General features: G+C 47.2%; 13 protein-coding genes. 10 read left to right on the top strand and 3 right to left on the bottom strand.

Annotated features, from left to right (window positions below; all coding sequences use genetic code 11):
• Positions 1-29 precede the first annotated feature (29 nt).
• Positions 30-959 carry a 2-hydroxyacid dehydrogenase gene (locus RE469_10130; GenBank protein WMT44543.1) on the top strand — a complete coding sequence of 310 codons (930 nt, stop codon included), beginning with the start codon at positions 30-32 and terminating at the stop codon, positions 957-959.
• Positions 959-2500 carry a thiamine pyrophosphate-binding protein gene (locus RE469_10125; GenBank protein WMT44542.1) on the top strand — a complete coding sequence of 514 codons (1542 nt, stop codon included), beginning with the start codon at positions 959-961 and terminating at the stop codon, positions 2498-2500. Before RE469_10130 ends, RE469_10125 begins: the two co-directional genes overlap by 1 nt.
• A gap of 58 nt (positions 2501-2558) precedes the next feature.
• Here RE469_10125 and RE469_10120 read toward each other — a convergent pair whose 3' ends face one another.
• Positions 2559-4052: an aldehyde dehydrogenase family protein gene (locus RE469_10120; GenBank protein WMT44541.1), complete on the bottom strand. Its 1494-nt coding sequence runs from the start codon at positions 4050-4052 to the stop codon at positions 2559-2561.
• Between the two features lie 178 nt (positions 4053-4230).
• On the opposite strand from RE469_10120, the gene RE469_10115 reads away from it, so the two are divergent.
• Both RE469_10115 and RE469_10110 read left to right on the top strand, forming a co-directional pair.
• Positions 4231-5520 (top strand): MFS transporter, encoded by a 1290-nt coding sequence (locus RE469_10115; protein WMT44540.1) that lies wholly within the window; start codon positions 4231-4233, stop codon positions 5518-5520.
• On the top strand, positions 5489-6019 hold the full coding sequence (locus tag RE469_10110; GenBank protein WMT44539.1) for a magnesium-dependent phosphatase-1: 531 nt from the start codon (positions 5489-5491) through the stop codon (positions 6017-6019). The genes RE469_10115 and RE469_10110 overlap by 32 nt, the downstream gene beginning before the upstream one ends.
• On the opposite strand, the gene RE469_10105 is transcribed toward RE469_10110, so the two are convergent.
• Complete coding sequence (locus RE469_10105) at positions 6006-7577, bottom strand: FGGY-family carbohydrate kinase (protein WMT44538.1); 1572 nt, start codon at positions 7575-7577, stop codon at positions 6006-6008. The genes RE469_10110 and RE469_10105 overlap by 14 nt on opposite strands.
• 8 nt (positions 7578-7585) lie before the next feature.
• Complete coding sequence (locus RE469_10100; protein ID WMT44537.1) at positions 7586-8980, bottom strand: aspartate aminotransferase family protein; 1395 nt, start codon at positions 8978-8980, stop codon at positions 7586-7588.
• 113 nt (positions 8981-9093) lie between these two features.
• On the opposite strand from RE469_10100, the gene RE469_10095 reads away from it, so the two are divergent.
• From RE469_10095 to RE469_10070, 6 genes are all read left to right on the top strand, one after another.
• Positions 9094-9744 (top strand): hypothetical protein, encoded by a 651-nt coding sequence (locus RE469_10095; GenBank protein ID WMT44536.1) that lies wholly within the window; start codon positions 9094-9096, stop codon positions 9742-9744.
• Positions 9745-9895: 151 nt separating this feature from the next.
• Complete coding sequence (locus RE469_10090) at positions 9896-10930, top strand: glucose 1-dehydrogenase (protein ID WMT44535.1); 1035 nt, start codon at positions 9896-9898, stop codon at positions 10928-10930.
• 198 nt (positions 10931-11128) lie between these two features.
• On the top strand, positions 11129-11719 hold the full coding sequence (locus RE469_10085) for a helix-turn-helix domain-containing protein (protein WMT44534.1): 591 nt from the start codon (positions 11129-11131) through the stop codon (positions 11717-11719).
• Positions 11720-12152: 433 nt separating this feature from the next.
• Positions 12153-13760, top strand: a complete 1608-nt coding sequence (locus RE469_10080) for an ABC transporter substrate-binding protein (protein ID WMT44533.1) — start codon at positions 12153-12155, stop codon at positions 13758-13760.
• Between the two features lie 4 nt (positions 13761-13764).
• The gene (locus RE469_10075) at positions 13765-14784 is read left to right on the top strand and encodes an ABC transporter permease (protein WMT44532.1); all 1020 of its coding nucleotides are present in this window, start codon (positions 13765-13767) and stop codon (positions 14782-14784) included.
• 1 nt (position 14785) lies between these two features.
• Complete coding sequence (locus RE469_10070; GenBank protein ID WMT44531.1) at positions 14786-15676, top strand: ABC transporter permease; 891 nt, start codon at positions 14786-14788, stop codon at positions 15674-15676.
• Position 15677 lies beyond the last annotated feature (1 nt).

Genomic DNA, 15677 nt, shown 5'->3' with positions numbered 1-15677 from the left:
ATTAAGTAGTTTCCACAGATCGTATATGCATGAAAGTGACAGCTATTCTGCCGCCATTCCTCCCCATAGAGGATATCAGGAAAACTGCATCAAGCATACTGCCAGGGATTGAGATCAGGACTGACCTCGATTTCGCTGGCGATAAGAGCGACGTGCTCATTGCAACAACATTCACCCACATTGGAAGGGAAGAACTGGATAAGTTTCCCTCACTGAAATTCCTGCAGATTGCAAGCACAGGATACGACAACGTTGATCTGGACGAGGTTAAGAAAAGGAACATTATGCTGTGCAATTCTCCCACATCCAACAAGGAAAGCGTGGCCGAGCATGTCATTGGAATGGCTCTCTATTTCCTGAAGGACTTCAAATTTCTTGATTCAGAGATAAGGAGCGGCAACTGGCCCCTGCTTACCGCTTCCCGTGACCTGAAGGGGAAGATATTCGGAATCATCGGAATGGGTGCAATTGGAAAGAGGCTTGCGGAGAGACTGGTGATCATGGGTGCCGGCGTCATATATTACGACGCAAGAAGGCTTCCGGAGAAATCAGAGGATGATCTTGGAGTTACATATGTTCCACTGGATGAACTCATTTCGTCGGCGGACATAATCTCGCTGCATGTGCCCCTGACCGATGATACAAGAAAGATGATCTCCAGGAAACAGTTTGAGGCCATGAAGCAGGGATGCATATTCATCAACACTTCACGTGCCGAGGTTGTGCACACCCCTGATCTCATCAGGGCACTTAAGGAGGGCCGGATAAAGGCAGGCATCGATGTCTATGATAAGGAACCGCCAGACTTCTCGTCCGATCTGTTCAAAATGGATAACGCCCTGTTCAGCCCGCACATAGCCGGGGTGACAATAGAAAGCCAGGGGCGATTCATAGAGGAGACCGTAGCCAATGTGATCAGGTTCCTGCAGGGTGTGGATCCAATAAACAGGGTGATCTGATGAAGGGATTCGAGATTTTTTCACAGAGCCTGGAAAAACTGGGGCTCAATGAAATCTTCGGCAATCCCGGGACAACCGAGTTGCCAATGCTCAGGGGCATCAAGAATTACTACCTGACAGTGCATGATTCAATTTCACTGGGCATGGCAGACGGTATGGCACAGATATCCGGATCACCGACCATATGCAATCTGCACACAATGCCTGGTCTCGGCAATTCAATGGCTTTCCTTCACACCGCATATCATAACCGCTCTCCGGTCATAGTGACAGCCGGGCAGCAGGATTACAGGCATATCTTCTATGAGCCCATACTTTCAGGCGACCTTCTGGGCACAGTATCCGGCCTTGTGAAATACAGATATGAGATCAAGGATCCAGCTGATATATACAGGTCCCTTAAGCGGGCATACCAGATTGCAATGACACCTCCAATGGGGCCGGTATTCCTGAGTTATCCAATGAACTTCATGGATCAGGATCATGATGAGGCATTCGATGATTTCAGCCCGGTCAGGCAGGAATATGTAAACAGTGATGCAGTGAAGGACATAGTTAATCAGATAAACGAATCTTCCAACCCGGCAATTGTATTCGGATATGAGATCGACCTCTACGGGGCTTTCAGGGAAGCGCAGGAGTTTGCCCACAGGATCGGGTGCCCGGTGTACGGGGAACCGCTTTCAAGCAGGGGCTGTTATCCATCGGATGATCCGCAATATGCTGGAGATCTTCCACCAGCAGCTGCTCTCATTGACATGAGGCTTGCAGCCAATGACCTCATCATTGTCATTGGCGGGGATATTACACTGTATCCATACACACCTTCTCCACTGCTTCAGGGGAAACACATAATATGCATAGGCACTGACATATCCGGGAAAATCGGGACAGGTTACGTCATGAATCCGAAACTTTTCCTGAAGGAGGCTACGAAATCTGTTAAGAAGAAGGGAAATTTTTCCAGGAGTCTGGACTATACCGCCAAAACTGCAGTGACACTTGCCAGAAGGAAAATGGAACCCCTGTATGTCATGTCCATGATAAAGCGCACATTCCAGGACCACGTCATAGTGGACGAATCCATTTCTGCATCCCAGATATTGAGGAATGTGGTGGGCTACAGGCCCCAATCATATTTCACCGCAAAAACTGGCCAGCTGGGCTGGGCACTTCCAGCTGCCTCAGGCATTTCAACATCAAGGGACAAGGTCCTTGCTGTTGTTGGCGACGGAGCATTCATGTACACGCTGCAGACACTGTGGACTATACGCAAATACGATCTCCCTGTGAAGATCATAATCCTGAACAATGGTGGGTATATGATACTGAGAAGCTTCGCTGAGAGCTATTATGCAGACATGAAGGACAGGGATTTCCTGCAACCCAGGATGGATATTCCCAGCATAGTTGAGGCATTCGGCATACCCGCCCGTGTGGCTGATTCCTCGCTGGAAAGCCTGCAGTGGCTCAGGGAAGGCATTGAACCAAAAGTCCTGATGATCAACACAAGTGAGGAAATACCGAAAATGTTCATCTGACGGGGTTCATTCCCGCCAGACAAATTCTTTTCATCGTTAATGACAGAGCATCATTGGATTATTCATCCGATATTATGAGCCCATATGCCACCCTGTCAAAGTCGCTCTCATGCTCATTGAGGAACAGGTGCCGGGTCTGTGTGTATTCAAGGATGCCTTCCAGACCCAGCTCGCGGCCTATTCCACTCTTCTTGAATCCTCCCCGTGGTGCAGCCGCGGAAAGCAGGTGGTAATCATTTATCCAGACTGTACCAGCCTCTATCTGCGATCCTATATTCGTTGCAGCCTTCATATCCCTGGTCCAGAGTCCTGATGCGAGGCCGTACTTGCTGGAGTTGGCTATCCTTATGGCTTCATCTGTGTGGCTGAATTCTGTTACAGTCAGTACTGGGCCGAAGATTTCCTCACGGGCCACAGTCATTGATTGCGTCACATTGTCAAGTATGGTTGGAGGAAAGAACAGCCCATTCCCTGGAACCTTGCCTGCAAGCTGCCTCTGGAATACCACTGTAGCTCCCTGTGACGTCCCCTCGTCCACTAGGTTCGTGATCTTCTTAAGCTGGTCCTGGGTGGTTATGGCACTGATCTCAGTTTCCATGTCAAGTGGATTTCCGGCCTTCATGCCCCGAAGATGCTTCTCCATAGTCTTAAGAAGCCTGTCCTTCACGCTGCGGTGTACAAGGAGCCTACTTCCGGATTCGCAGAGTTGCCCAGAGTTCAGGAATATTCCGAAGAGTATTCCCTTGGCCGCATGTTCCAGGTCCGCATCTGGTAACACTATGTTCGGGGATTTTCCCCCAAGTTCCAGTGTGACCTTCTTCAGGTTTTCCGCGGCCATGCCCATGATCTTTTTGCCTGTCTGAGTTGAACCTGTAAAACTTATCATGGACACACGGTCATCGGTGCACAGGGTGTTTCCAACCTCGGTTCCGGTACCCGCAACGATATTTATGACGCCGGGAGGAAAACCGGCCTCCTGTATGTCTCCGGCCAGCATCAGTGCAGTTACGGGAGTGTGGTGAGATGGCTTCAGAACGATTGTGTTTCCTGCAAGAATGGCAGGGGCAATCTTCCACACTGCCATGAGGAAGGGCACATTCCATGGGGCAATGGCTCCAATAACCCCCATGGGGGCATTCTGCACAATACCGGTTGTGTCAGGATACTCCGGATGGGTGATCTCCCTTGAAAACTTGAATTCCTGAGTGCTGGAGAAGTACTCAATATGCGATATGCCAAGCGGGATATCCATGAGGGTGCTCTGCCTCATTGTCTTGCCAGTGTTAGCTGATTCCATCCTGGCGTATTCGTAGCTTTTCTCCTGCACCAGGGTAGCGAGCTTCGCAAGCAGCTTCTGTCTCTCTCCTATGGATGTCTTCACCCAGGTATTATGGAATGCAAAATCAGCAGCATCTATGGCCTCAATGGCAGACTTCCTGCTCCCCAGTACAACAGTTGCCACTTCGGATCCGTCTGCAGGGCTCACAAGTTTTGTCTTCTTTCCATCCTCAACAAATTCGCCATTCAGGTAGTTTCCCATGATGTCAGTCAATTCACAACGACCCCTGTGTGATCAGCAATTTCAAGGTATTAATTTTTACTGGCCCAGTATACGGAATTTTATTGTGCACTTTTCCCGGGGCAGATATTGCTCTGTTCTATGGCACAATCAAAGCTATGGCATACTGATCTTCAAAAATTTAAAATATACGGAACAGCATAAGTTTAAGTTGGATAAAATCACATCGGATTATGCGGATCCCCGCAGGTGGGGCATGCTGATGGGGTTCACACTCATATCAATGTCATCTCAGATAGTCTGGCTCAATTTTGCTGGCATTGTGAGCCCACAGACTCAGGACATATTCCATGTGGGTCTCGGGCAGATTAGCCTCATATCTGCAGTGTGGCCCCTCGTTTTCATCCCTCTTTCGATGCCAGCTGGATTGCTGGTTGACAGGTGGGGTTTCCGGAAGACCGTCATTCTTGGCGGCGGCATAATCATGGTTTTTTCCTGGCTCAGGATCATTTCTGGTACGGATTTTACCTCTCTCTTCGTTTTTGAGAGTCTTGCAGCCATAGGTCAGCCATTCATATTCAACAGCATTTCCAAGCTTTCAGGAGACTGGTTCCCTCCTGGGGAGCAGACAGTTGCCAATGGAATCGGCACCATGGGACAGATCGTTGGAATGATGATCGCACTTGTTATAGTCCCCATAATGGTCCCCAATGCCATATACGAGGAACTGAGAAACAATTTTCTTTTTGTATCAGCTATTGCAACAGCATCCTTTGTGGTATTTCTGGCATTCGCCAGGGACAGACCTGCTGCATCGGTTGAAACGAGGACCCATGCCGAAGGAATTTTAAGCCAGATGAAGACCCTCATCAGCCTCAGGAACATCGTTATCCTGATGGTTCTGTTCTTCATTGGGGTTGGAATATTCAGCGGGTTTGTCCAGTGGATAGAAGCTATCCTGTTCAGCAGAGGGATCCCCTCACTTTACGGAGGACTGACTGGCGCTGCCATGCTCATAAGCGGCATAATTGGAATGGTGGTTGTTTCTGCGCTGGCAGACCGCTATAAGAGACTGAAATTGATACTCATACTCAACACCCTTGTTGCCGGAGTTTTTCTCCTGCTTTTCAGCTTTCGTGTTGACCTTATCTATTATATTGCCGTATCGGTTGTCATAGGATTCTTTCTTCTATCCCTTGCACCTGTTGGGCTTCAGCTATCGCTTGAAACTGCCGGCGAGGAACGTGCCGGCACCGCAGCGGGAATGGTCTGGCTGACTTCGCAGGTAGGTGCCCTATTCTTCATTCTCCTTCTCCCGGCCCTTGCGAATGCACAGGCAGCAAGTAATTTTATGCCCGAAAACCTATGGTTCCTTGCAGTCATATCCATGGCTGTGCTGGCGCTGGCAGGATTTGGCCTGACCTTTGCCATAGGAGAGAAGAAACATGCAGAATCATCTGGAGAAACGATTGAACCGGCATCAGAGGAAGGGGAAGAATGATCCGTGGCTGCTCATGATGGATCTTGACGGTACGGTCTGGGATCACCTTGACATATCAAGCGTGAGGCCTCCATACCGCGTCGCTGGACCGGGGAAGATTGAGAACCAGGACGGCATTGTTATTACGGTATTTCCGGAGGCTCTTGAATTCATCAGATGGTGCCGCTCCAATGGAGCCATAACATGCACCCTGAGCTGGAATCACCGGGAATACGTAATGGAGGCTCTTGAGAAACTTGGGATAATGGATCTATTCGACCATCACGAAACAGAATTCTCTCCCGCCAAGGACCAGAGAATTCTTCACCTGCTTGGTGTGCTTCGTAAGAAGGGGATAACAATAAGCCCGGACAGGATTGTGTACGTTGATGACAGGGACATTCACATGGATGACATACGGCGAAATGTTGGAGATATAGTCTTCCTGCACATATGGAAAGATGTCAGGAACTATGAGGAAGCCCGTGCAATTATCAGTAAAAATATCATTTTGGAGTGAACCTGACCTCCCGGCTGTTCATCTCACGCATTGACGATCTGTTGTTCTTATAATAGGAAATGAACTGCCTGAATAACCTGTCATATTTCACAGTATTACCGGGATCCGGGTCGAATGTCATTGTTTTCTCCCTGAGTACCCTGAGGTCTGTTATTTTCATGAAACCGGAACCCACAGCGGAAAGCAGGGCAGCACCCCTGACCGTGGAATATCTTGGATTGTCCATAACGAGGATTCGCCTGTCCAGAACATCTGAATAAATCTGCGACCATGTGGTGGAAATGACACCGCCTCCGGCCATAATGACATGATCGGCTTTCTTGTCCATGAATTTCTCCACTATGCCAAGGAGCCAGCGAGAATTCATGGCAACGCCCTCCATTACCGACCTTATGAGGTCAGATCTGGTGTTATTCAGCCCCATGTTGAAGAAGCCTCCCCTGAGAAATGGATTCTCAACTGGAGCCCGCTCTCCGAAAAGCCATGGAAGGAAAAGCAGACCGTTTGAACATGCCGGGGATGCCCTGCATTCAATGTCAATGAGGTCATACTTATCCCTGCCCTCAATGGATAATAATTTGGACACGTATTCAAGGCAGTTGCAGGCATTCTCCTGTTCGGCTGCTATGAAATATTTACCGGGGATTGCCGAAGGCAGAGAAGCAATATTGTGGAAGATGTCTGTCTTCTTGTAAGGTACGTGTGCAGTGACCCATGACGATGTACCAAGGTAAATGTGCACATCATTGTCTTCCACTGCTCCAACGCCTATTAGCGAACACTGTGTGTCACCACAGCCTGATATAACGCTGGCCTCTCTGGAAATGCCAGTGATGCTTGAAACGTCTTCTTTAACCTTGCCCACAACTGAAAGAGGAGATACCAGGTCAGGAAGCTTCGTCGCATCCAGGGAATTCATCCTGATAAGGCGCTGGTCATAGACTACATGGGAGGAATCCCTGTTATTGATGGACCAGAGGAGTGCAACATTATCCCATGACGCCAGAATCTTTCCTGTGAGTCTGGAAACTATGAAGTCCTTGGGCTCCAGGAATGTGTATGCTCTTTCATAGATTTCAGGCATGAACCGCTTCATATACAGTATATGCGCCAGTGAATCTTTTCCAGAGTGTGCCGGAGCGCCACCAGTGATGCGAAGCCACCTGACCAGTTTATCCACGCGGTATCCTGATATGGACGGGAAACCCCCTGATATTTCTCTTATTATCTCTTCACCCCTGGTATCCATCCAGACAATTGCGGGTGCTATGGGGTCTCCGTTCATGTCCACTGCAACTGTTCCTGACCACTGGCCTGTTACGCCGATAGATGATATCTTGCGTATTCCAGCGGATTTGACAACGTCCTTCATTCCAGTCACGACAGCATTCCACCAGTCCTCTGGATTCTGCTCAGCCATTCCGTCTCCAGATACGGAGAGCGGATAGGAGTTGACGCCCATGGCAAGGATGTTGCCTGAGGAATCCACAAGTGCAACCTTGCACGATGATGTTCCAAGGTCTATTCCAAGAAAAACATCTCCAGGCTCTGCGTTCATATTGTGAATCACTGGCTGTACAGCCACTCCACGATATTTTTCAGGAAGAATCTCACCTGTTCATCAGGAAGAGCCGATGCCATGCCATATACCGGTGCCATTCCTGCCTCTGATTTTCCTCCCTTAACGGCTTCTTCAACGGATGCCTTCAGATCTTCAATGAACTTCTCCTTCACTCCGGGATATGTCTGCCTCATGGTAAGGGCAATATGGAAAGCCGGAGGGTTTGCAAGGCCACTGAGCATCCAGCCTTTTCTGCCCATTATGTCCATTATCCTGTATGCACCAGCATTTTCAGAGGTCATGGCAATTACCCACAGGGGATCACCCAGTATCCTGATTCCGGGTATATTGTGGATCCCTTCCTTGATGTATCTGCCAGTTTCAAGAATTTTTCGGGATGATTCCTCATAGCCTTTGCGGCCCATAAGCATCATCACAGCCCATGCAGCCACAATGGGGTAACCCGGTCTGCTTCCGGCCATGGTGGGAGTGAAATATATTCCTCCCTGCCATGTTCCATTTGCATAGATCTGCTGCTGGAACAGATCGCTGTTTCTGTACAGAAGCACAGATGTCCCCTTTGGCCCGAAGCCATATTTGTGTGTGTCCATAGATATTGAAGTGACACCGGGCAGAGAGAAGTCGAACTTCCCGGTGTAATACCCCAGTTTCTCTGCCCACGGGATTATGAAGCCGCCAAGGCAGGCATCCACATGCATGCCAATATTGTGGTCAGCAGCAATTTCTGACAGCTTCTCAATGGGGTCCATGACGCCGTATGGAAAGGATGGTGCTGATCCAACTATTGCAACCGTATCTGGTGTTACTGCGTTCCTTACTTTCTCAACATCGACACGGAAGCTGTCATCAAGGTCCACAAGAACAGGTTTGATGCAGAAATAATCGCAGGCCTTCAGAAAGGCTGCGTGAGCTGAAGTTGGGAGAATTATCTCCGGATGAGAGATTCCTTTAGCAAAACGGTAGTAATCGCGATACGTCTTCATGGCTAGCAGTATGCTTTCAGTGCCTCCAGAAGTCACAGATCCACGCACTGCTTCATCTCCATTCATGATTCCTGAAGACATGGCCACTATTTCGTTCTCCATCTTCGTCAGGCTCGGCCATATGTCGGGATGGAGCGGATTCGACTGCGAATAGATGTGATAAACTTTCTCCAGAAAATCAAGAAGATCGTCGCCGCCATGATAAACTGCACCAGATACCCTGCCATCCTTCCAGGGCTGGTTTTCACGCTCTGCATATTTCCTCAACTGACCCAGGATGTCTTCCTTTCCCATGCCATTCTCAGGCATATTCGAAATTCGCATCTCAGGATCGTCGTAGGGCTTCAGTCTCTTCCTGAGATCTTCCATCATGCCTGTCACGTCCAGATCGTCCATGCAAAAAGTTACGCACTTATCCTCTAAAATTTTTGTGGAGTTATAAAGGAAAGTGCTGGGAAATAATATGGGCCAGCAATTATTATATATATCAACCTGCATTCACCAGCTGAATGACAGATTACGTGCTGTCAAATGGCTCCATCCTTAAGAATGGCGAGAAGGTTGGTGAAATCAGCCGCGAATCAACCGGAATGAGGACATCATCCATTGTTATAACCGGCACTCCATCCTTTCGCATTGACAGGGATGATCTGGGATCATTCAAAATATACAGAAACGGAGGAGAAGTCGGCAAGGAGTATCGCGGTCTGAAACTTGAATACGAGGGCCAGACATACGAGGTACCTCGAAGAGAATTATCGGGCTTCCCAACCGGTATATCAAACACCGTGCACATCATGTCAGGCGGCATGGTTATTGGAACAATCACGAGATCATCAACGGGGCTCGCTGCCTCTTCTGACTTCAATCCAGATGTGATGCTCATATACATGGCATTCCTGGCACCATATGCTTCCGGCAACAGTGCTCCAATGAGATATTATGGAAATTATCGTGGACCTATGCCAGCTTCCTACAGAATAATATCACTTGTTCTTGGTTTGGGAGCCCTTGCCTTTCTAGGAATCGGTGACGGGATTTCAAATGAATTCCTGAATTCGCTCGATTCGTTTACCATTTTTGTTGTTCTGGCCATCCTTTCATATGCGGTGAGAATAATTGGAAGAAGAAAAGCCAGAAGTGCTGAATCATTTCAGTAATCCTTGATGATTCTTCAAATGAGGCTCATCTTGGGATATTTCTGACTATCTATGATATGTGTTAGGAAAGCCTATTTTAAGAACACGGCATTATGTTACTGTCTCAGAAATGAAAGCAATAATTGTTAAACCACCTGCAGGAGGTTTTGAAGTGCAGGACGTGCAAATTCAGGAGAAGGGTGTAAAAATCAAGATCCTTGAACACGGCATATGCGGAACAGATCGTGAAATCGTCAATGGACAGCTTTCTGCAGCTGCTGCCCCCTCTGGTTATAATTTCATGGCACTTGGGCACGAGGCAATTGGGGAGGTAATGGAGGATGGCGGGAATTTCAGGAAAGGCGATATTGTCATGCCTGTTAACAGAAGAGGATGCGGGAAGTGCCTGAACTGCCTCCTGGGGAGACCTGATTTCTGCGAAACTGGCGAATTCATAGAGGCTGGCATAAAGGGCATGCACGGTTTCATGCGTGAATACATATATGATTCTCCTGAATTTCTTGTGCATGTTCCCCCTGATATAAGGGATATAGCCATCATGGCACAGCCTCTTTCTGACATTGAGAAGTCCCTGGAGGAGATTCTGACAGTACAGAACAGACTTTACTGGAAATGCAGTGATGGGACATATGGCTGCAGGCAAGCATTAGTTGTGGGAACAGGAGCTATTGGTATTCTATTTTCACTGCTGTTGAAAAGCCGTGGCTTTAACGTTACCATTGCAAACAGAAGAGATCCAACACAGGCTGAAACGAGAATTTTCCAGGAGGCGGAAATATCATTCTTCAATTCCTCCAACGGATATGGGTCTCTTGGAACTGAACATACGTTTGATCTGATAGTGGAAGCTTCAGGTTCCGATGCATCTATTCTGCCATCACTCCTGGCACTTCTTAAGAATAATGCTGTTCTGGGGTTATTCGGCTTCATGCGTTCTGGGACAGCAAATTTGAGTAATTTTGATATTCAGAGTATAGTTTATAAGTCAGTATCGGTGGTTGGTTTGATAAACGGCCAGAAGCCGCATTTTGAAGCTGCCATGAGAGACCTTGTTCAGTGGAAGCATATGTGGCCAGGGACTATTGAATCAATGATAACTAAGGTGACTATCAACGAAGTGAAACGAAATGAAAATCTTCTGTTGAATAAGCAGCCAGGTGAAATCAAAATGAAAATCATCTGGTAAAGATGTTTGCTCAGATAGAATCATTTCGTAACCATATTGGGCATTTTATCTGCATTATCTAGTCACGTACTCAGAAATATTTAAATATAAGAGAGAAGTGTAGCTGGGATGGTCAATATTTATTCTATCTCCATTAAGCAACATGATTGCCCTCACACCTTCGTGACATCCAGAATCCACGATTTGACCATTTTCATTATGAACACAATAGACTCCAGCAAGAAATACCAGAAAACACTCAGCATATTTTATTCAAAGACTGCTGAGGATCTTAAAGATACCATTAAAATTCTCAACGAATACGGAGACTTGAAGGATCTTGAAGTCCTGGGCATGGGGTCCACAACAATGTCTCTAATGTACAGTTTTCCTAAAACTTCCGCCTACAAATGGGTATCAAAGATCGGCTTCAGGATGCATCCAATCCTGGTCAAAAATGGAGAGGAGAGATGGTTTTTTGTTTCTAATGAATCCCAAAGCGTAAAGGGGATTGAGGAGGAACTGAACGACAGCAATACCAGTACGCTGAGAGTGAAAAAACTGTCCACAAATAACTTCATTTCCGAGTATTCTGAACTTTTTTCTGATGTCTGGAAAGTAAGGATAGATAGTGCGGTCGGCCCGGAGGTATTCAATATATTGACACAGGCCCTAGCTCAGGGATTTTATGACTGGCCTCGCAAATCCTCACTTTCAGAACTCAGCAGGAACATAAAGATGCCGAGATCGACACTTACGTACCGGTTAAGAAAACTGGAGAGGCTTGTTTTCAGAGATATTGGAAAATGAAGAGATAGCTGTCATCGCTCTTTTTTTCAGAAAGTCACCGGACCTGCATTCCAGGATACCCCGTTTAAAAGCCCCTGCATAATGATTTTTCCTGGATCTAATATGAAGGCTAATTATCTAACAACTCAGGTGGACATTTTTCTTAACCTGTAAAACTGAATCTCCGTTGCCAGCCTTGAGTCATCCTTACCAGCTGCATTCGCTGATATATAAGAGAATCCCATAAGATTCGACTGGATTTACATTTCAGATAAATCTGCTCTAATTGAAACGATCTTAAGAGTAAAAATTCGTCTTGCGAATACACGCCAGAGCGTTCAATTTTAATGCCGAGAACATGCTTGTGTGATACATATTGTCTATCAGAGATTATATCATACTTTAACACCTGTCAAAAAATATAGATGAACAGGTTCTTTCATGAGCATCTCCAATGGTAAGTAAACCAGTATACATAGTGGCAATCATAATTGTGATTGTGGTTATTGCTGCTGGTCTTGGTGTAGGTCTGCACATTTTGAAGCTGCCTAGTTCATCAGGGCTCAAAGGCAATACCTTGGTTATAGCTAGTTCCGATACCCCCTCGTCCATAGATCCGGCGGTGGCTTTTGATACATATTCAGTTCTCTTCGACGACCAGATCTATCAGACACTTGTGGGGTATGGCACCACAACAGTAGGCGGACAGACTGTTGGATCCCTGAACCCAGTTCCTGAGCTTGCCACAAGCTGGGTAATCAACAGCACCACAGGAGCAATAACATTCAACCTGCGGCAGAATGTCACTTTCTCCAATGGAGACCCCTTCAACGCTACAGCGGTTAAATTCACTCTTGACAGGGTCATACAGATGAAGCAGGGAGCCGACTTCCATGTTTTCTCGTTTCTTAACGAGAGTGGCATTCATGTCCTTGGTCCATACAAAATAGAAGTTGTTCCATCATCACCATATCCATGGTTCCTGAATCTCTTCCAGCTCTGGGTCACTGATATCGTTGATCCAACGTACGTTAATGATCACGGCGGAGTAGTCAATGGATCTGTCAACACGTATATGTCCGATCATGCTATGGGAACTGGTCCATATGAGCTTAACAGCTACTCGGCATCAAAGATTGTCCTCACTGCAAATCCCAATTACTGGGGGGCAAAACCGAACATAACAAACCTGGTCTTTGAAGTCGTCCCATCACCTGCAACCCAGCAGACCTTGCTTCAGAAAGGATCTGTGAACCTTGCATACAACATCCCCCTGTCAGAGATGTCAACGGTGCAGGGATACAGCAATGTTAAGGTGAAAGCTGGACCCACATCATCGGAATATTATGTCGGACTTGATGAGAACACGACGCCCTTCCAGAATCTGGACGTAAGGAAGGCCATAGAATACGCTGTGAATGTCACCGACGTCACCAACTACTCAACGTACGGATATGGAATCCCACTGAAGAGCGTCATGGCTCCGTCTATTGAATCCTATATCCCAGCATTCCAGAATTACACGTATAACCTCACAACGGCAAAACACTACATGTCGCTGGCAGGATACAGTAAAGGCTTTTCCGCAAACTTCTACTATACTTCTGGAGACCCCATCGGGACATCAGTTGCCACCATATTGCAGAGCGAGCTGGCTAAGATCAATATCACCCTTCACCTTCAGCCTCTGGAATCAGCTACATTTGACGATCAGGCAGGCTCTGGTACGTGGCAGATGTTCTATGAGGGCTGGGTAAACCTTCTGGCGACTCCTGATGATGGCATGAGGCCTCTGTTCAATGCGGCAAATATGGGTATCTACGGCAACTATAACTTCTTCAACAACACCACCGTCAGCAAGGATTTAGTAGAGGCTGGCAAACTCTACAATGAGACGCAGCGTGATGCACTGTACCATCAGGTGCAGAACATCCTGGCATCACAGGCAGTGGAGGTACCACTGTTCAACCTTGAGAACGTGCTACCAATGACTACAAATGTGCATAACCTCTATATCTATCCGACATTTGATATATATTTCGGACAGGCAAGCATGAGTTGATTCAATGGGCCCAACCTCGAAATTTATTGGAAAGAGGATTATTTCCCTCATTCCAACCATTTTTGGCGTAATACTTGTAACTTTCATTCTCTCCAGAATTGTTCCCGGAAATCCTGCGCTCATACTGATAGGTCCGGAAGTCAATGGAACCGAACTGAAGATAATAGAAGCCGAACTTGGCCTCAACAAACCTCTTTACATCCAATTTTTCCTCTACCTCTGGCAGTTGCTGCATTTCAATCTTGGGTACTCATATATTTTGGGTCAGCCTGTCAATTATGAGGTAGCTATACGATTCCCCGCCAGCCTGGAACTTGGTCTCGCATCAATGATTATTTCCGTACCCATAGCCGTGGTCACCGGTGTTTACGCTGCCCTCAGGGTCAACAAGGCAGGAGACCATACCAGCAGGATCCTTTCCCTTCTTGGCATTTCCATGCCTGTTTTCTGGATTGAAATTGTGATGATTCTCGTCTTTTACACGTATCTAGGAGTTGCGCCGGCACCTTACGGCCAATTGAGTCAGAGCCTTACCCCGCCAACCAGGATTACCGGCATGACCATACTGGACAGCTTGCTTGAGCTTAATTTTCCAGATTTCTTAAATGCCACATGGCACATAATCCTGCCTGCAGTCGGGCTCTCATTTGCCAGCATAGCCACACTGTCCAGGGTCATAAGATCAAGCATGCTGGATATACTCAACCGGGACTACATGAGGACATCCGTCGCCATAGGGCTTCCAAGGAAAATCATCGTGAATAAGTACGCCCTTCGGAATGCTCTTCTGCCTGGCATCACGGTTGCTGCTATACAGGCTGGTGCCATAATCAGCGGTGTGGTTTTGACCGAAACTGTATTTTCCTGGCAGGGGCTTGGTCTTTTTGCGGTGCAGGCCATAGATCAGCTTGACTATCCCAGCGTCATGGCTGTTGTTCTTATTTCGGGACTGCTATTCGCCTTTTTCAACTTTTTGGCGGATCTGATCTATGCTTATGTTGATCCCAGAGTGAGGGTTGGTTAGAATGATTGAGGATATTCAAACGATTAAGAGAAATGGCTTCTTCAGCGTTCATGGTAAACTATTCGAGACGGTTTCCATGTATTTCCGCAATCCCACTGGAGTTGCTGCAGCGGCCATACTCTCAGTTTACGTGTTTCTGGCAGCATTTGGGCCTCTGTTAGCCCCATATAACCCTCTTGCGTTGGATCTCACAAACAGGCTTGCCCCACCATCACTATCTCATCTGTTTGGAACGGACGGATACGGAAGGGACGTCTTTTCACGCGTGCTCTATGCCATAAGGCTGGACATGGCCATTGCCTTCCTTTCAATTTCGCTGGGTTACATACTTGGAGTGGCACTTGGCCTGCTGGCTGGATACATGGGCAAGATCACGGACAACGGCATAATGAGGGTCATGGACATTCTCCTATCATTTCCTTCAATCCTGTTTGCCATCGCCATTGCCATAGTCATAGGGCAGGGATTCTGGACCATAATAATAGCAGTTACTGTAATCTCAATACCTGGATTTGCAAGAGTGTCAAGAAGCGCTGTTCTTTCAACAAAGAGCGATCTGTATATTCAGGCAGCTATTTCACAGGGAGCATCCAGATGGCACATAATGTCAAAGCACATACTTCCTGTTGCCATTACACCAACAATCATCCTGTATGCTCTGGGACTTGGGAATGCAATAATAATAGCGGCAAGCCTGAGTTTCCTGGGGGTAGGAATACCTCCTCCCACACCGGAGCTTGGCTCCATGATTACTGACGGACTTCAATATGTCATCTCAGGCCAGTGGTGGATTTCCATATTTCCCGGGCTGTTCATTGTCTTCATAGTAATCGCATTCAACATGATGGGAGATACAATAAGGGAGGTTACTGACGTAACCTTGAGGAGATAAT

The sequence above is a fragment of the Cuniculiplasma divulgatum genome (assembly GCA_031200235.1).
Classification (GTDB): Archaea; Thermoplasmatota; Thermoplasmata; order Thermoplasmatales; family Thermoplasmataceae; genus UBA509.
The sequence above is the reverse complement of the archived record's forward strand: the minus strand, read 5'-3'. Positions and strand labels throughout refer to the sequence as shown.

Excerpts from the sequence above, each read along its gene's own strand:
- RE469_10125 (WMT44542.1), top strand. The coding sequence starts at position 959 with ATGAAGGGATTCGAGATTTTTTCACAGAGCCTGGAAAAACTGGGGCTC.
- RE469_10095 (WMT44536.1), top strand. The coding sequence starts at position 9,094 with ATGACAGATTACGTGCTGTCAAATGGCTCCATCCTTAAGAATGGCGAG.
- RE469_10070 (WMT44531.1), top strand. The coding sequence starts at position 14,786 with ATGATTGAGGATATTCAAACGATTAAGAGAAATGGCTTCTTCAGCGTT.
- RE469_10085 (WMT44534.1), top strand. The coding sequence starts at position 11,129 with ATGAACACAATAGACTCCAGCAAGAAATACCAGAAAACACTCAGCATA.
- RE469_10105 (WMT44538.1), bottom strand. The coding sequence starts at position 7,577 with ATGAACGCAGAGCCTGGAGATGTTTTTCTTGGAATAGACCTTGGAACA.
- RE469_10130 (WMT44543.1), top strand. The coding sequence starts at position 30 with ATGAAAGTGACAGCTATTCTGCCGCCATTCCTCCCCATAGAGGATATC.
- RE469_10080 (WMT44533.1), top strand. The coding sequence starts at position 12,153 with ATGGTAAGTAAACCAGTATACATAGTGGCAATCATAATTGTGATTGTG.
- RE469_10075 (WMT44532.1), top strand. The coding sequence starts at position 13,765 with ATGGGCCCAACCTCGAAATTTATTGGAAAGAGGATTATTTCCCTCATT.
- RE469_10100 (WMT44537.1), bottom strand. The coding sequence starts at position 8,980 with ATGGACGATCTGGACGTGACAGGCATGATGGAAGATCTCAGGAAGAGA.